The following is a 20,354-nucleotide window of genomic DNA, read 5'->3' on the forward strand; positions in this document are numbered from 1 at the left end:
CGGCCGCACAGCCGGTGCGGCCGTCCGGCGCCTTTCGGACCGGACGGGGGCCCGGGAGCGGAGCTCCCGGGGACGGTGGTCTCAGACCAGTTCCACCGAGCGGGCCGACGTGGCGCCGATCTCCGCCGCGAGCTCGGCCAGGACCGTGGAGGGCACCGTGTCGTCGACGGTCAGGACGGCGAGGGCCTCGCCGCCTGCCGCGGCCCGCGCGACCTGCATGCCGGCGATGTTGATGCCGGCCTCGCCGAAGAGCCGGCCCACGGTGCCGACGACACCGGGGCGGTCCTCGTAGCGCAGTACGGCCATGTGGTCCGCGAGCGCGAGGTCCACGTCGTAGTCGCCGATCGCGACGATCTTCTGCACGTTCTTGTGACCGGCCAGCGTGCCGGAGACCGCGATCTCCTCACCGTCGGCCAGGGTGCCGCGCACCGTGACGACGTTGCGGTGGTCGGCGGACTCGGAGCTGGTGGTCAGCCGGACCTCGACCCCCCGCTCCTGGGCGAACAGCGGCGCGTTCACGTAGGACACCGTCTCGTCGACGACGTCCTCGAAGACGCCCTTGAGCGCGGAGAGTTCGAGCACCTTCACGTCGTGCTGGGTGATCTCGCCGTACACCTCGACGTCGAGACGGACGGCGACCTCGCCGGCCAGCGCCGTGAAGATCCGGCCGAGGCGCTCGGCCAGCGGCAGGCCCGGCTTGACGTCCTCGGCGATGACGCCGCCCTGCACGTTCACCGCGTCCGGGACCAGTTCGCCGGCGAGCGCGAGGCGCACCGAGCGGGCGACGGCGATACCGGCCTTCTCCTGGGCCTCGTCGGTGGACGCGCCGAGGTGCGGGGTGCAGACGACCTGGTCGAACTCGAAGAGCGGGGAGTCCGTGCAGGGCTCCTTCGCGTACACGTCCAGGCCGGCGCCGGCGACGCGGCCCTCCTTGAGCGCCGCGTGCAGCGCCTCCTCGTCGACGATGCCGCCGCGCGCGGCGTTGATGACGCGCACGCTCGGCTTGACCTTGCGCAGCGCCTCGTCGCCGATCAGGCCGAGCGTCTCGGGGGTCTTGGGCAGGTGGACGGTGATGAAGTCGGAGACCTCGAGCAACTCGTCCAGCGACAGCACCTTGACGCCCATCTGCGCGGCCCGCGCGGGCTGCACGTAGGGGTCGTAGGCGACGACCTTCATGCCGAAGGCGGACATGCGCTGCGCGACGAGGGCGCCGATCCGCCCCAGACCCACGACTCCGAGGGTCTTCTCGGCGAGCTCGACACCCGTGTACTTGCTGCGCTTCCACTCGTGGTTCTTCAGCGCGGCGTTGGCCTGCGGAATGTTGCGCGCGGTGGCGATGATCAGACCGCACGCGAGTTCCGCGGCGGTCACGATGTTCGAGGTGGGCGCGTTGACCACCATCACGCCGGCCTTGGTGGCGGCGGAGACGTCGACGTTGTCCAGGCCGACGCCGGCCCGCGCGACGACCTTGAGCTTCTTCGCGGCGGCGATGGCCTCGGCGTCGACCTTGGTGGCCGAGCGGATCAGGATCGCGTCGACGCCGGCGATGGCCGGCAGCAGCTCGGTGCGGTCCGCTCCGTTGCAGTGGCGGATCTCGAAGTCCGGGCCGAGCGCGTCCACGGTCGCGGGCGACAGTTCTTCGGCGATGAGTACGACAGGTTTCGAGCTCACGTGAGTCCTCACATGTCCAATGCGGACGGCCGTCCCGACGGCCGCATGCGGTGAAGAAGTGCTAGCCGCGTGGAAGACGCACGACGCTGTGGGCCTGACGCGTATGTAGTGCAGCAGTCTAGTGGCGCCGAGGGCGTCGTCTTACGGCGCTTCGGAAGGATCACCCGTCCGTGACAGGACGGGACGGACAACGCCGTACCACCGACGTTACCCCGGGTTCGGCCGAGGGCCGGAGCACGTCGCTCCGGCCCTCGGCCGTGCGGCTCACGCCTCTTCGTCGACCCAGCTCATGAGCTTGCGCAGCTCCTTGCCGGTGGTCTCCAGCAGGTGCTCGCTGTCCTGCTTCTTGTACTCGTTGTACTTCTTCAGACCGCCGTGGTACTCGTCCATCCACTGCTGCGCGAAGGTGCCGTCCTGGATCTCGGCGAGGACCTTCTTCATCTCGGCCTTGGTGGCGTCGGTGATGATCCGCGGGCCGGTGACGTAGTCGCCCCACTCGGCGGTCTCGGAGATCGACCAGCGCATCTTCTCCAGGCCGCCCTCGTACATGAGGTCGACGATCAGCTTCAGCTCGTGCAGGCACTCGAAGTAGGCGATCTCCGGCTGGTAGCCGGCCTCGGTCAGGGTCTCGAAGCCCGCCTTGACCAGCGCCGCGGTGCCACCGCACAGGACGGCCTGCTCACCGAACAGGTCGGTCTCGGTCTCCTCGGTGAAGGTCGTCTTGATGACGCCGGCGCGGGTGCCGCCGATCCCCTTCGCGTACGACAGGGCCAGCTCGAAGCCGCCTCCCGTGGCGTCCTGCTCGACGGCGGCGATGCAGGGAACGCCGCGGCCCTCCTCGTACTGACGGCGCACCAGGTGGCCCGGGCCCTTCGGGGCGACCATGCAGACGTCCACGCCGGCCGGGGGCTTGATGAAGCCGTAGCGGATGTTCAGGCCGTGGCCGAAGAACAGGGCGTCGCCGTCCTTCAGGTTGTCCTTGATGTGCTCCTCGTAGACCTGGGCCTGGATCGGGTCCGGGACGAGGATCATGATGACGTCGGCCTCGGCGGCGGCCTCGGACGGGCTCACCACGCGCAGGCCCTGCTCCTCGGCCTTGGCCTTGGACTTCGAGCCCTCGTGCAGACCGACGCGCACGTCGACGCCGGAGTCGCGCAGCGACAGGGCGTGGGCGTGGCCCTGGCTGCCGTAACCGATGACCGCGACCTTGCGGCCCTGGATGATGGACAGGTCGGCGTCGGCGTCGTAGAACAGCTCGGCCACTTTGGGTTCTCTCCTTGTGTGCAGGTGTCGCGTCCCACCGTATGACGGTGAGCGGAGGGGACGGTTCGGAGTCTCGGAATACGGGCGGCCGGAGTGTCGCCGACCGCCCTTCTCCGTCTTACGCCGACCGGTCGAGCGCGCGCAGCGATCGGTCGGTGATCGAACGGGCGCCGCGTCCGATCGCGATCGTGCCGGACTGGACCAGTTCCTTGATGCCGAACGGTTCCAGCATCTTCAGCATGGCGGACAGCTTGTCGCTGCTGCCGGTGGCCTCGATGGTCACGGCCTCCGGGGAGACGTCCACGGTCTTGGCCCGGAAGAGCTGGACGATCTCGACGATCTGGGAACGCGTCTCGTTGTCGGCACGCACCTTCACCAGAACGAGTTCGCGCTGAACGGCCTGCCCGGGTTCGAGCTCGACGATCTTCAGCACGTTGACGAGCTTGTTGAGCTGCTTGGTCACCTGCTCCAGCGGGAACTCCTCGACGCTCACCACGATGGTGATGCGGGAGATGTCGGGGTGCTCGGTGACGCCGACCGCGAGCGAGTCGATGTTGAAGCCGCGGCGGGAGAACAGCGCGGCGATCCGGGCCAGGATGCCGGGGGTGTTCTCCACCAGGACGGAGAGCGTGTGCTTGGACATGTCGTGTTTCCTCTTCGCTCTTCCTGGCTCAGTCGTCTTCGTTGTCGCCGAAGTCGGGACGGACGTCGCGGGCGGCCATGATCTCGTCGTTGGAGGTGCCGGCGGCGACCATCGGCCACACCATGGCGTCCTGGTGGACGATGAAGTCCACGACGACCGGGCGGTCGTTGATCGAGTTCGCCTCCTCGATGACCTTGTCGAGGTCCGCCGGGTCCTCGCAGCGGATCGCGTAGCAGCCCATGGCCTCCGACAGCTTGACGAAGTCGGGGACGCGGGTACCGGCGCTCCGCTGCGTGCCGGGGCCCACCGCGGAGCCGCCGTTCAGGTCGGTGGGGGCGCCGTTCGCCTCGATGGGGCCGGAGTGGAGCACGGTGTTGGAGTAGCGCTGGTTGTAGAACAGGGTCTGCCACTGGCGGACCATCCCGAGGGCGCCGTTGTTGATGATGGCGACCTTGATCGGGATGTTGTTCAGGGCGCAGGTGGTGAGTTCCTGGTTGGTCATCTGGAAGCAGCCGTCGCCGTCGATCGCCCAGACGGCCCGGCCCGGCTGTCCGGCCTTGGCGCCCATGGCGGCCGGGACGGCGTAGCCCATGGTTCCGGCTCCGCCGGAGTTCAGCCAGGTGGCGGGCTTCTCGTACCGGATGAAGTGCGCGGCCCACATCTGGTGCTGGCCGACGCCGGCGGCGAAGATCGTGTCCTCGGGCGCCAGTTGTCCGATGCGCTCGATGACCTGTTGCGGGGAGAGCGAACCGTCCTCGGGCTGGTCGTAGCCCAGGGGGTAGGTGTCGCGCCAGCGGCTCAGGTCCTTCCACCATGCGGTGTAGTCACCCCGGTGGCCCTCGGCGTGCTCCTTCTGGACGGCCTGGACGAGGTCGGCGAGGACCTCGCGGGCGTCACCGACGATCGGCACGTCGGCGGCGCGGTTCTTGCCGATCTCGGCCGGGTCGATGTCGGCGTGGACGATCTTGGCGTACGGGGCGAAGCTGTCCAGCTTGCCGGTGACGCGGTCGTCGAAGCGGGCTCCGAGGGCGACGATCAGGTCGGCCTTCTGCAGCGCGGTGACGGCGGTGACCGCACCGTGCATGCCCGGCATTCCCACGTGCAGCGGGTGGCTGTCGGGGAATGCGCCGAGCCCCATCAGGGTGGTGGTGACGGGGGCCTCGGTGAGTTCCGCGAGGACCTTCAGCTCGGCCGTGGCGTGGGCCTTGAGGACTCCGCCGCCGACGTAGAGGACCGGCCGCTTCGCGGAGGTGATGAGTTTGGCGGCCTCGCGGATCTGCTTGGCGTGCGGCTTGGTGACGGGCCGGTAGCCGGGCAGGTCCATGGTGGGCGGCCAGGAGAAGGTGGTCCGCGCCTGGAGGGCGTCCTTGGCGATGTCCACGAGCACCGGGCCGGGGCGGCCGGTGGCGGCGATGTGGAAGGCCTCGGCGATCACCCGTGGGATGTCCTCGGCCCTGGTGACCAGGAAGTTGTGCTTGGTGATCGGCATGGTGATGCCGACGATGTCCGCCTCCTGGAAGGCGTCCGTGCCGATCGCCTTGGAGGCGACCTGGCCGGTGATCGCGACCAGCGGCACGGAGTCCATGTGCGCGTCGGCGATCGGGGTGACCAGGTTGGTGGCGCCGGGGCCCGAGGTCGCCATGCAGACGCCGACCTTGCCGGTGGCCTGCGCGTACCCGGTGGCCGCGTGGCCCGCGCCCTGCTCGTGCCGGACCAGGACGTGGCGCACCCGGGTGGAGTCCATCAGCGGGTCGTAGGCGGGAAGGATCGCACCGCCGGGAATGCCGAATACCGTGTCGGCGCCGACCTCCTCGAGCGAGCGAATGAGGGACTGCGCGCCCGTGACGCTCTCGGGGACGGACTGCTGTCCTCCGGATCGGGGCCGCGGCTGCGGGTGGGCCCCGGTGGCCTGCTCGGTCATCGGCTTCTCTTCTCGATGCTGAGGGTTTTTGCGAGGTTCGCGCGGTGTGCGTGGACGGTGCGACAGGTGCTCGTGCAACAAAAAACCCCTCGTGCCATGAGGCAAGCGAGGGGAGCGCGTCGGGCGGGGGCGTTGAGCAGGCGATGCTCAGCGTCGGCCGACGCGCTGTCCAAGTACGAGAATTCGGGTGCGCATGGCACTGACCTTCCCCCCGGCGCGCACCGACTGTCAAGTGGGTGGGACGGGAGTCTCATCATGTGAGCGCAGGACCGCACCGGTGCGGAGCACCGAGGCGACCCCCGACGCGTACCCTCCCGAGCCTCCCGAGCCACCGGAACCGCTGCCCGCGTACACGGGTTCGGCCGGTCCGTGCGGCACCGGGCAGCGGCCGGTGCCGAGTGCCCTGCGCAGCCGGTACTCGTCCAGCGGCCCGGAGAAGGCCATGCCCTGCCCGTGCGTGCATCCCATCGCGCGCAGGGCGACGACCTGCTCGGGCAGGTCCACCCCGTCGGCCACGGACTGCATGCCCAGGTCCCCGGCGATCCGCAGCAGCCCACTGGTGATCTTGTGCAGCCGCGCGGACTCGACCACGCCCTCGACCAGGCTGCGGTCGAGTTTCAGTACGTCGACGGGGAGGCGCCTGAGGGCGGCGATCGCCGCGTAGCCGCTGCCGAAGCCGTCCAGGGCGATCCGGACGCCGACCCGCTTGAGCGCGGTCAGCCGGCGCTCCAGCTCGTCCAGGCAGACCCGCGGGTCGGTCTCGGCCACCTCGACGACCAGCGAGCCGAAGGGCAGCCCGTGCCGGGTGAGCAGGGCCTCGATGGAGCCGAGCGGGAGCGAGCGGTCAAGGAGCCGGCGGGCACCGATCCGGACCGCCACGGGCACCGCCACGCCTGTCGCCTGCCGTTCGGCGGCCTGTTCCACGGCCTCCTCCAGCAGCCAGCGGCCCAGCTCGGCGGTCTTCTCACTGTCCTCGGAGACGCGCAGGAACTCCGCGGGGGTGAAGAGCACGCCCTGCGAGGAACGCCAGCGCGCCTGGGCGCAGACCGAGGTGATCCTGCCGTCCTGGAGGGACACCACCGGCTGGTGCAGCAGCGCGAACTCGCCGTCGTGCAGCGCGGCGCGCAGCCGGGTGGCCAGCTCCGCCCTGCGGACGACGTCCTGCTGCATCTGCGGCCGGTACAGCTCCACCCGGCCCTTGCCGCCGGCCTTGGCCCGGTACATGGCGAGGTCCGCGTTGCGCAGCAACTCGCCCGCGCCGAGGGCCGGCTCGGCGAAGGCGACACCGATGGAGGCGTTGACCCGGACATCGTTGCCGTCGATCGGATAGGGCTGGGAGAGGGTCACCCGGAGGCGGTCGGCGAGCTCCAGGATGTGCCGCTCGCGGGCCTCCCGGTCACGGGCGCCGTCGCCCACGATCAGGGCGGCGAACTCGTCGCCGCCCAGCCGGGAGGCGGTGTCGCCCTTGCGGACCGCGTCCCGGAGTCTGCGGGCGGCGTGGATCAGCAGTTCGTCGCCGGCCTGGTGGCCGATGGTGTCGTTGACGGCCTTGAAACCGTCGAGGTCGATGAAGAGCACGGCCGTGCCCCGGAGGGCGGCACCCCGGTCGGAGGCCCGGCGGCCGGACAGGGCCTGCTGGACGCGCCGGGTGAACAGGGCGCGGTTGGGCAGGTCGGTGAGCGGGTCGTGCTCGGCGTTGTGCTGGAGCTGCGCCTGGAGCCGCACGCGCTCGGTGACGTCCCGGCTGTTGAAGATGAGACCGCCGTGGTGCCGGTTGACGGTCGACTCCACGTTCAGCCAGCCGTCGTCACCGGAGCGGAACCGGCACTCGATGCGTGTGGTGGGTTCCTCGGCCGGGCCGGCGGCGAGGAACCGGCGCACCTCGTGCACGACGCAGTCCAGGTCCTCGGGGTGGATGAGCTGCGCCAGTTCCGTCCCCACCAGGTCCTCCGCGGGGCGGCCGTACACGCCGGCGGCGGCCGGGGAGACGTAGCGGAGGATGCCGCTCGGCGCGGCGATCATGATGACGTCGCTCGATCCCTGCACCAGGGAGCGGAAGTGGTTCTCCTTGTGGGCCAGTTCCTGGGTGAGGGTGATGTTGTCCATCAGCATGATGCCCTGGCGCACGACGAGCGCGAGCACCACGGTGCCGCCGGTGAGCAGGACCACGCGGTCGACGCTGCGGCCGTTGAGGACGGTGTAGAGGATCCCCAGGGTGCACACCGCGGCGGCGAGGTACGGCGCGAGCGCGCCGAGGGAGCCGGCGATGGGCCGGGAGACCGGATACCGGCCGCGTTCACCACCGGGCGCGGCCGGATGCCGGGGGTTCGGGTGCTGGAGGTAGGGGTGGTGGGGGTACGGGTGCGGGGCCGAGTGGTGGACCGGGTCGTAGGCCGTCTCGTGAGCCGTGGGGTGACCCGGATCGCGGGCGGCCCGGTGTCCGTTCGCCCGGGGGTTCGGTCCGCCGCGTGGTCCGGGGAGGTGCTCGCGCACCACGCGCGTGCGCCCCTCGTCGTCGGGCCGGCCGCCCCGACGACGGGTCCAGGGCGCGTACGCCAGGAGCAGTGAGCCGGCGAACCAGCCCGCGTCGAGCAGTTGTCCCGAGCGGTAGGTGTCGTGCAGCAGCGGGGAGGTGAACAGGGCGTCGCACATCACGGTGAGCGCGAGCGCGCCGATCGCGGTGTTGACCGCGGAGCGGTTGACCGCCGACCGCCGGAAGTGCAGTGCCAGCACCATGCTGACCAGGGCGATGTCGAGCAGCGGATACGCCAGGGACAGCGCGGTGTGCGCCACGTCCTCGCCCCCGGCCTGTGCGGTCCGGGCGAGCGCGAGGCTCCACGCGAGCGTGAGCAGGGAGCCGCCGATCAGCCAGGCGTCCAGGCCCAGGCAGACCCATCCGGCCTTGGTCACGGGCCGTTTGGCGAGCACCAGCAGCCCCACGATGGCGGGTGGCGCGAAGCACAGGAAGAACAGGTCGGCGTAGCTGGGGCTGGGCACGGGAAGCCCGAGGACGACCTCGTACCACCCCCAGACGAGATTGCCGAGGGAGGCCATGGCGGAGGAGATGCCGAACAGCAGCCAGGCGGGCCGGAAGCGGATGCGGGGGCCGCGCGCGTACAGGACGCAGGACACGGCGGCCGCGGCCGCCGCGGCACTCAGTCCGAAATCACCCATGATCAGCGCGAGTTGATCCGATCCCCAACCGAAGGCTGCCCCGATCGCGTAGGCCGCGCAGACGACGGCGAGGACGAGCTGCGGCAGCAGTCCCTGCCGGCGGGCCGCGGCCGGCGGGCAGGGCAGCAGCGCTTCCGGGGCGGGGTGCGCCCGCCCCGCTCCGTCGAGCGTGGTCGTGGGGGCCGGCGCGCTCACCGGTCCCTCCCGGGGCGGTCGCCGCTGCGGGTGGGGTGAGCGCGGGTGTGGTGACCGCTGTGGTGACCCCGGCTGCGCGCGGCCGTGCGCCAGGGTCGCCGACGACGGCTCAATCGCGTCGGATCGCTTGTCCATAGGCCGTGCATCGCCCGTCGCCCCCCTCACAGTCTGCAATGTCCATCCCCCGCGCCGATCGGTCGGCGGCGCAGCCCCTGTCGGGACGATACACCAGTCTCGTCACTCAGGGACATAGCTTCTCTACGCTCCGTAACGATCACCTGATGTATGAGTACCCACCGCATCCGAAAAAACGCGGACGGTGCTCGAAGCGGGCTACAGGTCCGCCGCCTCCGTCACCAGGATCACGTTCCGAAGTTCTTCCCGGTTCAAGAACCGGTTCAACTGGTCCACCAGCAGCCGCTCGGCGCGTGGCCGGAACGCGGAGGTGGGTCCGCCGACGTGCGGGCTGATGAGAACGCCCGGCGCCCGCCACAGGGGGTGCTCCGAAGGGAGGGGTTCGGGATCGGTCACGTCGAGGGCCGCGGTGATGCGGCCGCTCTCCACCTCGGTGAGCAGGGCCGGGGTGTCGACGACGGGCCCCCGGGCCACGTTGACGAGCAGCGCGCCGTCCTTCATCCGGGCCAGGAAGCCGGCGTCCACGAGGTGGCGGGTGGCCTCCGTGAGCGGGGTGGAGAGAACGACGACGTCCGCCTCGGGCAGCAGAACGGGCAGCTCGGTGAACGGATGCACCGGGCCGCGCGCCGTGGTGCGTGCGGAGCGCGCGACGCGCGCCACCCGCGCGAGCTCGAACGGAACGAGCCGGTCCTCGATGGCCGCGCCGATCGCTCCGTATCCCACGATGAGCACGTTCCGGTCGGCGAGCGCGGGCCGGAATCCGCCGAGCCACTCCCCCGTGTCCTGCGCCCGCACGAAGTCGGGCAGGCCGCGCAGCGAGGCGAGGATCAGGGCGAGCGCCAGCTCCGCCGTGCTCGCCTCGTGCACGCCGCGCGCGTTGCACAGCCGTACGCCGGAGCCCACGTGGCGCAGGCCCGGCTGGACGTGGTCGACGCCGGCGGACAGGGTCTGCACGACCTCGACCGAGCTCATCAGCGGCAGCGGGCGCACCCCGACGTCGCCGGGCTTCATGTACGGCACGACGTAGAACGCGCAGTCGGCCGGGTCCGCCGGGTACTCCTGCGCGCCGTCCCAGAAGTGGTACTTCGGCCCTTCCGGAAGGCCCTCGATCTCGTCCGGCGGGATGGGAAGCCATACGTCAGCAGTCATGCAGCGGAGGCTACGTCAGGGGCCCGCGACGCCAGAGGTTAGGTTGGGGTCCGGGAAAGGGAGGGTCACGACCAGGTGGAGCGCAGGACGATCGGCGCGGCGGCGCTCGCGGTGGGGGCCGTCGGACTCGGGTGCATGCCGATGAGCTGGGCCTACAGCACCTCGCGGCAGCGCGGCGAGGACTCGCTCAGGGCGGTGCACCGGGCACTGGACCTGGGGGCGACACTGCTGGACACGGCCGACATGTACGGCCCGTTCACCAACGAGCTGTTGCTGGGGCGGGTGTTGAAGGAGCGGCGCGGTGACGCCTTCGTGTCGACGAAGGTGGGTCTGCTGGTGGGTGATCAGCACGTCGTGGCCAACGGCCGCCCCGGGTACGTGAGAAGGGCCTGCGACGCCTCGCTGCGCCGGCTGCAGACCGACGTCATCGACCTGTACCAGCTGCACCGCGCGGACCCGGAGGTCCCCGTCGAGGAGACCTGGGGCGCGATGGCGGAGCTCGTACGGGCAGGAAAAGTACGGGCGTTGGGGCTCTGCGCGGTCGGTGCGCGGTCCGCGCGGCGGTCGGGGGCACGGCTGCACGACGCGACGGTCCGGCAGCTGGAGCGGGTGCAGCAGGTTTTCCCGGTGAGCGCTGTGGAGGCGGAGCTGTCGGTGTGGTCGCCGGAGGCGCGGGAGGGGCTGCTGCCGTGGTGCGCGGCGCGCGGTGTGGGTTTCCTGGCCGCGATGCCGCTCGGCAACGGCTTCCTGACCGGCACGCTGACGCCCGGTGAGGGTTTCGAGGCGGACGATCTGCGGGCCCGGCATCCCCGTTTCACCGCCGAGATGATGGCCGCGAACCAGCCGATCGTGGTCGGCCTGCGCCGTGTCGCCCGCCGGCACGGCAAGGACGTCACCCCGGCGCAGGTGGCTCTGGCCTGGGTACTGGCCCAGGGCCGGCAGGTGATCCCGGTGCCGGGTGCCAAGCGGGAGCGGTGGGTCGCCGAGAACGCGGGGGCGGCGGACCTGCGCCTGACGGAAGCCGACCTGGCGGAGATCGCGGACCTGCCCGCGGCCCGGGGGTCGTGGGACTGAGACGGAGGCCCGCGGGAGCGGGACCGGAAGCCACCGGCCGTCGGGCCGGGATCGGACGGTGATCGGCGGTTCGGTCTCCCGTGATCGGGAACTTGTGGGGCGCGGGCGGGGTATGACAGGGAGAACCCGCCGCGTCGAAGGGACGACATCGTGCACCATCGAGCCGTTACGGCCGTACTGGCCACCGCCGCGCTCCTGCTGACGGCCGGCTGTTCCTCCGAGGACGGAGGATCGCCGGACGGAGACGACGGCTCCTCCCCGGGCAGTACGGCGGGGCGGTCCGCGTCCCCGGAGAGCGGCGCAGAGGAGACACCGCCCGCGAAGGGCTCGGTGAAGGTGCTCCGTACGGTCGGTACGGACCTGCGCTCCCCCTGGGGGCTCGCGCCCCTGGCCGACGGCGATCTGCTGGTGTCGTCGCGTGACGATGCCACGATCAGCCGGGTCGACGCCGGGACGGGCGAGACCTCCGAGCTGGGCGAGGTGCCCGGGGTGTCGCCGTCCGGCGAGGGCGGTCTGCTCGGCATCGCGCTCTCCCCCGACTACGCCTCGGACCGCATGGTCTACGCCTACTTCACCTCGGCCTCGGACAATCGCATCGTCCGCATGATCTACGACGAGAGCAAGCCGGAGGGCGAGCGGCTGGGCGCGCCGGACACGGTGTTCCGGGGCATCCCCAAGGGAGTGGTCCACAACGGCGGCCGGATCGCGTTCGGCCCGGACCGGATGCTGTACGTGGGCACGGGCGAGAGCGGCGACACCGGCCTCTCCCAGGACGAGAAGTCGCTGGGCGGCAAGATCCTGCGGCTGACCCCGGAGGGCGAGCCGGCGCCGGGCAACCCGCTCCCCGACTCCGCGGTGTACTCGCTGGGCCACCGCAATGTGCAGGGCCTGGCCTGGGACTCCGAACAGCGGCTGTTCGCTTCGGAGTTCGGCCAGAACACCTGGGACGAGCTGAACGCGATCAAGCCCGGCGACAACTACGGCTGGCCCGAGGCGGAGGGCACGTCCGACGAGGGCGGCTTCCACGATCCGATCGCCCAGTGGAGCACGGACGAGGCTTCCCCGAGCGGCATCGCGTACGCGCAGGGGTCGATCTGGATGGCGGGCCTGCGCGGGGAGCGCCTGTGGCGGATCCCGCTCGAGGGCACGGAGGCCTCGGCGGACCCGCAGGCCTTCCTCGAGGGCGAGTACGGGCGGCTGCGCACGGTGGCGGCGGCGGGCGGCGACACGCTGTGGCTGGTCACCAGCAACACGGACGGCCGCGGCGACCCGGGCGGCGAGGACGACCGCATCCTGGAGGTCCGGGTGAGCTAGGGCGTGTCGTTCGGTTCCGGTTCGGAGTCCGGTTCCGGTTCGGGGTGGTCCGGTGACGGGTGCACGACGACCTTTCCGGACGCGAGGTCTATCGGTCCGCGCCCGGGATCGGCGTCGCCGACGTCCTCCCGGGTCAGTTCGAGCCGGTTCTGCTCGTCCCGGGTGTGCTTGCGGCCGGGAGCGAACAGTTCCTCGAAGGCGTTGAACACCGCTCCCCCTTCCAGGGTCGCGTGGGCGTGCCGCCCATTATCCCGTAGCGGACCGGTTCCCGGCCGGGGCCGCGAACAGCCCCAGGCGGTGGGCGAGCGCCGCCGCCTCGCCGCGGCCGGAGACGCCGAGCTTGGCGAGGATGTTGGACACGTGCACGCTGGCCGTCTTCGGTGAGATGAACAGCTCCTCGGCGATACGGCGGTTGGTGTGGCCGGCCGCCACCAGGCGCAGCACGTCGCGTTCCCGGCCGGTGAGGCCGAGTGCGTCGGCCGGGTCGGCGGGGGCCGGGGCGCGCTGCCGCGTACCGGGGTCGAGGGCGAGGCGGGCGCGCTGGGCCAGTTGGGTGGCCGACCGGGCCAGCGGGGCCGCCCCCAGGCGTTCGGCGACGGCCCTGGACAGCCGGAGCAGTGCGGTGGCTCGGGCGCGCTCGTCCTCGCCCGTTCCGGGGGCGAGCAGCGCCTCGGCGAGCCGGAAGCGGACCCGGGCGAGGTCGTAGGGCCGCTCCAGCTGTTCCAGCGCGGCGACGGCCGCGGCCCACTCGTCCGGTTCCGGCCGGCCCTCGGCGCGCAGCAGCTCGGCGCGCAGCCATGTCTCGTACGCCCGCCACAGCGGGACGCCGGTCGTCAGGCACTTGGCCGCGGCACGGAGGTGTCCGAGGATCCGGGGGCGCTCAGGTTCGGTGGCCGTGCTGCCGTACGCGTCGGCTTCGGCGGTCGCGGCGGCGAGCAGCAGCGGCCAGCCGTAGCGCTGGGTGCCGGGCGGCAGACCGGTCTCGAAAGCGCCGAGCCCGGTGAGCAGTTCGGTCCTGGCGTCGGTCAGGCGGCCTTCGGCGGCGGCGATCCCGATGGCGACCCGGGCCAGTGGCAGGAAGTACTGCGGCATGGCGTCGTGGGTGCCGAAGGAGGCGCGGGCCGCGCCGAGATGGCGGCCGGCCTCGGTCGTCTCGCCCCGGTCGAGGGCGAGATGGGCCAGCCGCACCCAGGCTCCGGCGCGTGGTTTGGCGCTCTGCTCCAGGTGCTGGGCGCCGGCCGCGGCCTCGGCCGCCTCGTCCCAGCGGCCGAGGGAGTGGAGGGTCTCGGCGAGGTTGCCCCACACCCAGCCCTCCGATTCCAGCAGGCCGAGCCCGCGGGTGACCCGCACGCCCTCCCGCAGGAGTGCGACCGCCTCCTGCGAGCGGCCGATGCCTTCGAGGGCGGACGGCAGGTTGATGTGGCTGCGGCCCACCACCATGTCCACGCCCAGTTCGGTCGCCCGGTCCTTGACCTCGTACATCTCGGCGAGGCCGGCGTCGATGTCGCCGGCGTCGACCTTGAGGCCGCCGAGCGTGAGCCGGGCGCCCAGTTCGATGTCGTGGGCGCCGACCATGCGCGCGTACTCGACGGCCCGTTCGGCGGCGGCCATGGCGTCGGGGCCCGGTTCGTGCAGCATGGACCAGCCGGCGACGGAGGCGAGGACCTCGGCGTGCACCTCGGACGGGGGCAGGCCACGCACCAGGTCCTGCGCGGTGCCCAGTTCGCTCCAGCCGTCGCCGCGGGCGAGGGACTGGACGAGCCGGGAGCGCTGCACCCAGAACCAGGCGGCACGCAGCGGGTCCGGTTCCTCCTCCAGGACGCGCAGGGCCCGTTTGGTGATCTTCATGGCGCGTTCGCGTTCCCCGCAGAGCCGCCCGGCGACGGCGGCCTCGGCCATCAGGTCGAGATAGCGCAGGGGGGCCGCGTCGGCTGTCCCGGCCGCGTCGGGGTCACCGCCGGCCGGGGGCGCGCCGGGCGGTGTACCGCGCCGTTTCGGCAGTGGGGGCGGGTAGGCCTCGGTGTAGTCGACCGGGCGCAGGGTGGCCCGTACGGCGTCGGGGACGGCGTCCCACAGTTCCATCGCCCGCTCCAGCAGGCCCAGTTGCTCGGAGTAGGCGTGGCGCCGTCGGGCCTCGACGGAGGCGTCGAGGACGGCGGGCAGGGCCTTGGCGGCGTCGTGGGCGTGGTACCAGTAGCTGGCCAGGCGGGTCACCCGCTCGTCGGCGGGGACGGGGGTGGGGTCGGCCTCCAGGGCTCGGGCGTAGCGGCGGTTGAGGCGGGAGCGTTCGCCGGGCAGCAGGTCGTCGCTGACGGCCTCGCGGACCAGGGAGTGGCGGAAGCGGTAGCCGTCGCGGTCGGGCACGGGTGTGAGGATGCCGGCGTTCACCGTGGAGCGCAGGGCGCCGAGGAGGTCGTCCTCGGCGAGCCGGGCGACGGCGGCCAGCAGCCGGTGCTCGACGGTGGAGCCGCCCTCGGCGACGCACCGGACCACCTGCTGGGCGCTCTCCGGCAGGCTCTCGACCCTGACCAGGAGCAGGTCGCGCAGGGTGTCGGTGAGTCCGGTGCGGCAGCCCTCGTGGGAGGCGGCGGCGAGTTCCTCGATGAAGAAGGCGTTGCCGTCGGAGCGTTCGAAGATGTCGTCGACGCGGTCGGGTTCGGGTTCCCGGTCGAGGATGCCGGCGATCTGACGGCCGGCCTCCTCGCGGTTGAAGCGGCCGAGTTCGACGCGGTGGACCGTGCGGAGCCGGTCGAGTTCGGCGAGCAGGGGGCGCAGCGGGTGGCGGCGGTGGATGTCGTCGGAGCGGTAGGTGGCGAGGACGACGAGGCGGCCGGTGCGCAGGGTGCGGAAGAGATAGGCGAGCAGGTGGCGGGTGGAGGCGTCGGCCCAGTGCAGGTCCTCCAGGGCGAGGACGACGGTGTGTTCGGCGGCGACGCGTTCCAGCAGGCGGGCGGTGAGGGCGAAGAGGCGGGCCGTGCCGTGTTCGTCGCGCCGGATCTCGGGGGCGGAGGTGCCGAGTTCGGGCAGGAGGCGGGCCAGTTCCTCCTCCTGTCCTGCGGCCGCGGCGGCGAGCCGCTCGGGGAGCTCGCGGCGCAGCTGGCGCAGGGCGGTGGAGAACGGGGCGAAGGGCAGGCCGTCGGCACCGATCTCGACGCAGCCGCCGAGGGCGACGACCGCGCCCCGGTGGCGGGCCGCGGCGGCGAACTCCTCGACGAGACGGGTCTTCCCGACGCCGGCCTCGCCCCCGACAAGCAACGCCTGCGGCTCGCCCGCGCCGGTGGCGGCGCGGGCGAGCGCGGTGTTCAACATGTCGAGTTCGCCGGTACGGCCGACGAACACGGGACTGACGGACCTCGTCTCCACGGCCCCGAGCATCGCACGCGGGTCCGACAGCGCGGCACCGGTTTTCGCCGCGCGGGGCACGGCGGGGCGGTGCCCGTTCACGGCCGGAGCCGGCCGGACGCCTCCGCTCCTGGGCACGACGGCGCGCTCCGGCACCGGTTCCGTGCCGACGGAACGACGGCCGACCCCCGTACGGCCGCCGGTCCGCGTGCGCTCACTCGTCCCGCTGCTGTCGCTCGTCCCGATGTGGCCACTCTTTCGGGTGAGGTCACTCGTCCCGCCGCGACCGCTCTTCCCACTGCTGTCACTCGTCCCGATGTGGTCACTTGTCCCGGTGCGGTCGCCGGTTCGCGTGCGGCCACCGCGGCCGGCGCTCCCCGTCCCGGTGGCGGGGCTCATACGGCCCGGGCGAACCGGTGGCGGCGTGGGCGGCGGCTATGGCTCTCGTGCTCGGCGTCCTGTGCCTCGGCTTCGCGGCGGGCGGCTCGTGCGAGGCGGACGGCCTCGCGGGCCCTGCGCTCGTCGTCGGCCCGGCGGATGAGGTCGGCGGAGCGGTTCCTGGCGATCTCGTACTCGTACATGGCGTGTTCCCCTGGGAGGCGGTGTCCGGCGTCGCTTTCCGCGATGCCTCCACCTTCGTCTCCCAGGCGGGCCCGCCGCATCGGGAGAGTTCCGCATATTCGGCGGCCGTCGTGGCCTTAGACACGTGGCCTTAGACACGGGTGAGGGGCCCCGGTCCGGCCTAAGGTGCTCGTGGCCGGACCAAGGCCCCTTTGGAACTGCTCGAGAACTCCTCGGAATCCCCGGTGCCCGCCGGGGTCCCGCGACGGCTCAACCGGCGGCGGGCAGCCCCAGCAGGACGTCGGTGTACTTGAGTACGGCGAACAGCAGCCCGATGGCACCGAGTGCGACACCGGCCCAGGCGACCGACTTGATCCAGGGCGCCTGTGCGGCGCCGGGCGTCCCGAACGCCGGCCGGGCGAGCACCGCCGCGCCGACGATCAGCGCGGTGAGCGCGAACAGGCCGCCCCACAGCGCGCTGGTCTGCCAGGCGTCGCCGTAGACCTCCTTGATCTGGACGGCGACGGTCGAGTCCGCGGCGGTCTCCAGCTGGCCGACCAGGGTCTCTCGGGCGGCGGCCACCGTGCCGAGCCAGCTGCCGGTGAGCGAGACGACGCCGAGTCCGGCGGAGACGACGGCCGCGGCGCCCTGCCCGACGCCGGTGGCGCCCCGGGCCTCCGGCTTCAAGGCCGGTTCCGTCTCCGGTTCCGTCTCCGGCTCCGGCTCCGTGGTGCCGCCGTCGACCGCGTCGGCGTCGGCGACCGCCCCGGTCCCGGCCTCGGTCCCGCTCCTGTCCGCGCTGGTGTCCGCGCTGTTGTCCTCGGCCTTGGCCGCTTTCTCGGTCTCGGTCTTGGTTCCCATGGGCGCACCGTACGGACGCTCTCTGAAAAGTCCCTTAATGATCGCTGTGCGCCGCGCGCGCCGTCCGCCATTCGGGGGCCAGCACCGACCACACCTCCAGGTCGTGCCGTACGCCGTGGTGGAGATGGGACGCGCGCCGTACCCCGTCCCGGGTCATGCCGAGCCGGCGGGCCGTGTTGAGGCTGGGCTCGTTGCCGGCGGCGGCGACCCACTCCACGCGGTGAATGCCCCGCTGCTCGATCACCCAGTCGATCAGCACCCGCATGGCGCGCGTGACGAGCCCGCGCCCGGTGGCGGCGGGCTCCAGCCAGCAGCCGACCTCGCAGGTACCGCCTGCGGCGTCGAAGTTCAGCGTGAGCACCCCGCCCACGAGCGTGCCGTCCAGCCACAGGCCGTGCAGCGCGGCCGTGTCGGCGGCGCGGAAGTCGGCGTACCGCTGGAGGGCCTCCCGCGCGGTGGGCACGTCGACGGCCTTGGAGCCGAAGGGGACGTACCGGTTGATGAATTCCCGGCCCCGCTCCAGATGGGCGAGGAACTCCTCCGCGTGCCAGGGCTCCAGGGGACGCAGTTCGGCTCCGTCGTCACCCAGTCGTATCGCGTACATCCGTCTGCCGTTCCTCCTTGGCGAGCACATCCCCCACCTCGGCGTCGGTGGTGGCGGCCAGCCTCTCATGGGTGGCGCGGCTCTCCGGCGGCTCGATGCCGACGCGCGGCAGGATCCGGTCCAGTCGGCGGGGCAGCCACCAGTTGGCGCCGCCGAGCAGATGCATGAGCGCGGGGACGAGCAGGGTGCGCAGCACGAAGGCGTCGAGGGCGACGGCGGCGGCGAGCGCGATGCCGAACATCGCTATGACGCGGTCGCCGGTCAGGACGAAGGCGAGGAAGACCGAGATCATGATCACGGCCGCGGAGTTGATCACCCGGCCGGTCTCGGCGAGGCCGACCCGTACCGCGCGCCGGTTGTCCCCGGTCTCCAGCCATTCCTCGTACATCCGGCTGACCAGGAAGACCTGGTAGTCCATGGAGAGTCCGAAGAGGACCGACACCATGATCACGGGCAGGAAGGGTTCGATGGGACCCCCGCTGCCGAGGCCCAGCAGTTCGCTGCCCCAGCCCCACTGGAAGATCGCCACGACCACGCCGAAGGCGGCGGCGACGGCGGCCACGTTCATCGCGGCGGCCTTGAGCGGAATGACGACGGACCGGAAGGCGAGCAGGAGCAGCAGACACCCCAGGCCGACGACGACGCCGACGAACAGGGGCAGCTTGTCGACGATGACCTCGGCGAAGTCGTCGTAGCCGGCCGTCATGCCGCCGACCCGCACATCGAGGGCGGTACCGGCCTCGGCGCGCGGCAGTACGTCCTCGCGCAGCCGGTCGACCAGGTCGCTGGTCGGCTTCGACTGCGGGGAGGACTCCGGTACGACGGAGAGGTACGCGGTACCGCCGTCGGCGCTGTGGACCACCGGCCCGACGTTCGCGACGCCCTCGGTCTCGCGCAGGGCGGGGCCGAGCGTGTCCAGGGCGAGCCGGTCGGCGGCGCCGTCGACCTCGGTCACGAGGGTGAGGGGGCCGTTGACGCCGGGCCCGAATCCGTCGGCGAGGAGGTCGTAGGCCTGGCGGGTGGTGGAGGTCTTCGGGTCGTTGCCCTGGTCGGAGGTGCCGAGATGGAGGGAGGAGGTGGGCAGCGCCAGCACCGCCATGACGACCAGGGCGAGCGCCCCGAGCAGCTTGGGCCTGCGCTCCACGAACGCCGCCCAGCGTGCGGCGAAGCCGGTCGGCAGTTCCGGTTGCGGGCCGGCCTCGGCCAGTCGGCGCCGTTCGCGGCGGCTGAGGGCGCGCATGCCGATGAGCGACAGCAGCGCGGGCAGCAGGGTGACCGAGGCGGCGACGGTCAGCACCACGGTGAGCGAGGCCGCGACGGCGACGCCGTTGAGGAAGTTCAGCCGGAGGATCAGCATGCCCAGCAGGGCGATGCACACGGTGACCCCCGCGAACACGACCGCGCGTCCGGTGGTGGCGACGGCGTCGGTGGCGGCCTCGGCGACGGACAGCCCGCGCTTCAGTCCGCGCCGGTGCCTGGTCACGATGAACAGCGCGTAGTCGATGCCGACGCCGAGGCCGATCAGCATGCCCAGCATCGGCGCGAAGTCGGCGACGGTCATGACGTGCCCGAGCAGCACGATCGAGGCGTACGCGGTGCCGACGCCGACCAGGGCGGTGGCGATGGGCAGCAGCGAGGCGGCGAGCGAGCCGAAGGCGAGGAAGAGGACGAGGGCGGCGACGGCCACTCCGACGATCTCCGCGAGGTGCCCCTCCGGTGCCCCGGTCAGCGCGGCGGCGCTGCCGCCCAGTTCCACCTGGAGTCCGTCGGTCCGGGCGGCCTCGGCCGCGTCGAGCACGGCCGCCGCCTCGCCCTCGTCGATGTCCTTGGCCAGGTCGTCGTAGGTGACGGTGGCGTAGGCGGTACGGCCGTCCGCGCTGATCCCGCCGGTGCCGTCGTCCTCGTACGGGCCGGTCACGGCGGCGATGCCGGGCAGGTCCGCCATCCGGTCCAGGGTGCGGGTCATGCTCTGTTCGACATCGGAGTCCCGGACGCTGCCGGACGGGGTGTGCCAGACCACGGTGTCGCTGTCGCCCGACAGCGCCGGGAAGCCCTCGCGCAGCAGCTCGGTGGCGTGCCCGGACTCGGTGCCGGGCACCTCGTAGTCGTTCGAGTACGCGTTTCCGGTCGCGAAGGCTCCCGCCGCGACCCCGCCGAGGGCGAGGAGCCACAGCAGAACGGTGATCAGACGGCGTCGGACACACCAGCGTGCGAGGGCTGCCACGAATCGTGCTCCCAGAGCGACTGTCGGCGGATCTTTGACCGGGAACAGCCACTCGTGACCGAACAGCCCGCAAAGAACGCATGAGCAATGAAGTGGCACTCTTCCAGCCGTCGGTGATCCATTGCGGCATTCGTGTTTTTATTCACAATGCGGGTTATTGTCATCCATTCGGACCACCATCCTGAATCCGTCGCCGGACGTGGGGTCGCCCACCGCCGAGCGG

14 protein-coding genes are annotated in these 20,354 nt (G+C 72.0%); 2 read left to right on the forward strand and 12 right to left on the reverse strand.

The annotated features are described in order from the left end of the window. Positions 1-81 precede the first annotated feature (81 nt). The 6 genes from serA to ACFWVE_RS08045 form a co-directional block, all read right to left on the reverse strand. Entirely contained in the window at positions 82-1,671 is a 1,590-nt protein-coding gene (gene serA, locus ACFWVE_RS08020; RefSeq protein WP_384009376.1) for a phosphoglycerate dehydrogenase, read from the reverse strand. 264 nt (positions 1,672-1,935) lie between these two features. Continuing rightward, complete coding sequence (gene ilvC, locus ACFWVE_RS08025; protein WP_384009378.1) at positions 1,936-2,934, reverse strand: ketol-acid reductoisomerase; 999 nt, start codon at positions 2,932-2,934, stop codon at positions 1,936-1,938. 118 nt (positions 2,935-3,052) lie between these two features. Continuing rightward, positions 3,053-3,577, reverse strand: coding sequence for an acetolactate synthase small subunit (ilvN, locus tag ACFWVE_RS08030; RefSeq protein WP_030216544.1), 525 nt, complete (start codon positions 3,575-3,577; stop codon positions 3,053-3,055). A gap of 28 nt (positions 3,578-3,605) precedes the next feature. After that, the gene (locus ACFWVE_RS08035) at positions 3,606-5,498 is read right to left on the reverse strand and encodes an acetolactate synthase large subunit (protein WP_384009380.1); all 1,893 of its coding nucleotides are present in this window, start codon (positions 5,496-5,498) and stop codon (positions 3,606-3,608) included. Between the two features lie 228 nt (positions 5,499-5,726). After that, positions 5,727-8,867: a putative bifunctional diguanylate cyclase/phosphodiesterase gene (locus ACFWVE_RS08040; RefSeq protein ID WP_384009382.1), complete on the reverse strand. Its 3,141-nt coding sequence runs from the start codon at positions 8,865-8,867 to the stop codon at positions 5,727-5,729. Between the two features lie 333 nt (positions 8,868-9,200). Then, complete coding sequence (locus tag ACFWVE_RS08045) at positions 9,201-10,151, reverse strand: 2-hydroxyacid dehydrogenase (RefSeq protein ID WP_384009384.1); 951 nt, start codon at positions 10,149-10,151, stop codon at positions 9,201-9,203. A 75-nt stretch (positions 10,152-10,226) separates the two neighbouring features. Here ACFWVE_RS08045 and ACFWVE_RS08050 point away from each other — a divergent pair, with 75 nt between their 5' ends. Together ACFWVE_RS08050 and ACFWVE_RS08055 are read left to right on the forward strand one after the other, a co-directional pair. Next, a complete protein-coding gene (locus tag ACFWVE_RS08050; protein ID WP_384009386.1) occupies positions 10,227-11,225 on the forward strand; it encodes an aldo/keto reductase in 999 nt (332 codons plus the stop codon). Positions 11,226-11,375: 150 nt separating this feature from the next. After that, positions 11,376-12,539 carry a PQQ-dependent sugar dehydrogenase gene (locus tag ACFWVE_RS08055; protein WP_384009388.1) on the forward strand — a complete coding sequence of 388 codons (1,164 nt, stop codon included), beginning with the start codon at positions 11,376-11,378 and terminating at the stop codon, positions 12,537-12,539. Here ACFWVE_RS08055 and ACFWVE_RS08060 read toward each other — a convergent pair. The 6 genes from ACFWVE_RS08060 to ACFWVE_RS08085 form a co-directional block, all read right to left on the reverse strand. Then, positions 12,536-12,748 carry a DUF6191 domain-containing protein gene (locus tag ACFWVE_RS08060; protein WP_384009390.1) on the reverse strand — a complete coding sequence of 71 codons (213 nt, stop codon included), beginning with the start codon at positions 12,746-12,748 and terminating at the stop codon, positions 12,536-12,538. The two genes, ACFWVE_RS08055 and ACFWVE_RS08060, sit on opposite strands and share 4 nt — an antisense overlap. A gap of 37 nt (positions 12,749-12,785) precedes the next feature. Further along, positions 12,786-15,914, reverse strand: a complete 3,129-nt coding sequence (locus tag ACFWVE_RS08065; RefSeq protein ID WP_384009481.1) for an AAA family ATPase — start codon at positions 15,912-15,914, stop codon at positions 12,786-12,788. 362 nt (positions 15,915-16,276) lie between these two features. Beyond that, complete coding sequence (locus ACFWVE_RS08070; protein WP_384009392.1) at positions 16,277-16,462, reverse strand: hypothetical protein; 186 nt, start codon at positions 16,460-16,462, stop codon at positions 16,277-16,279. A gap of 250 nt (positions 16,463-16,712) precedes the next feature. Continuing rightward, on the reverse strand, positions 16,713-17,303 hold the full coding sequence (locus ACFWVE_RS08075; RefSeq protein ID WP_384009394.1) for a hypothetical protein: 591 nt from the start codon (positions 17,301-17,303) through the stop codon (positions 16,713-16,715). A gap of 34 nt (positions 17,304-17,337) precedes the next feature. Beyond that, on the reverse strand, positions 17,338-17,907 hold the full coding sequence (locus ACFWVE_RS08080; RefSeq protein ID WP_042167928.1) for a GNAT family N-acetyltransferase: 570 nt from the start codon (positions 17,905-17,907) through the stop codon (positions 17,338-17,340). Further along, entirely contained in the window at positions 17,885-20,131 is a 2,247-nt protein-coding gene (locus tag ACFWVE_RS08085) for an MMPL family transporter (RefSeq protein WP_384009396.1), read from the reverse strand. Before ACFWVE_RS08085 ends, ACFWVE_RS08080 begins: the two co-directional genes overlap by 23 nt. Positions 20,132-20,354 lie beyond the last annotated feature (223 nt).

The organism is Streptomyces sp. NPDC058632 (assembly GCF_042717095.1).
Classification (GTDB): Bacteria; Actinomycetota; Actinomycetes; order Streptomycetales; family Streptomycetaceae; genus Streptomyces.

Coding starts and splice junctions, on each gene's coding strand:
- ilvN (WP_030216544.1), bottom strand. CDS start 3,577: ATGTCCAAGCACACGCTCTCCGTCCTGGTGGAGAACACCCCCGGCATC.
- ACFWVE_RS08035 (WP_384009380.1), bottom strand. CDS start 5,498: ATGACCGAGCAGGCCACCGGGGCCCACCCGCAGCCGCGGCCCCGATCC.
- ACFWVE_RS08045 (WP_384009384.1), bottom strand. CDS start 10,151: ATGACTGCTGACGTATGGCTTCCCATCCCGCCGGACGAGATCGAGGGC.
- ACFWVE_RS08065 (WP_384009481.1), bottom strand. CDS start 15,914: ATGCTCGGGGCCGTGGAGACGAGGTCCGTCAGTCCCGTGTTCGTCGGC.
- ACFWVE_RS08070 (WP_384009392.1), bottom strand. CDS start 16,462: ATGTACGAGTACGAGATCGCCAGGAACCGCTCCGCCGACCTCATCCGC.
- ACFWVE_RS08075 (WP_384009394.1), bottom strand. CDS start 17,303: ATGGGAACCAAGACCGAGACCGAGAAAGCGGCCAAGGCCGAGGACAAC.
- ACFWVE_RS08080 (WP_042167928.1), bottom strand. CDS start 17,907: ATGTACGCGATACGACTGGGTGACGACGGAGCCGAACTGCGTCCCCTG.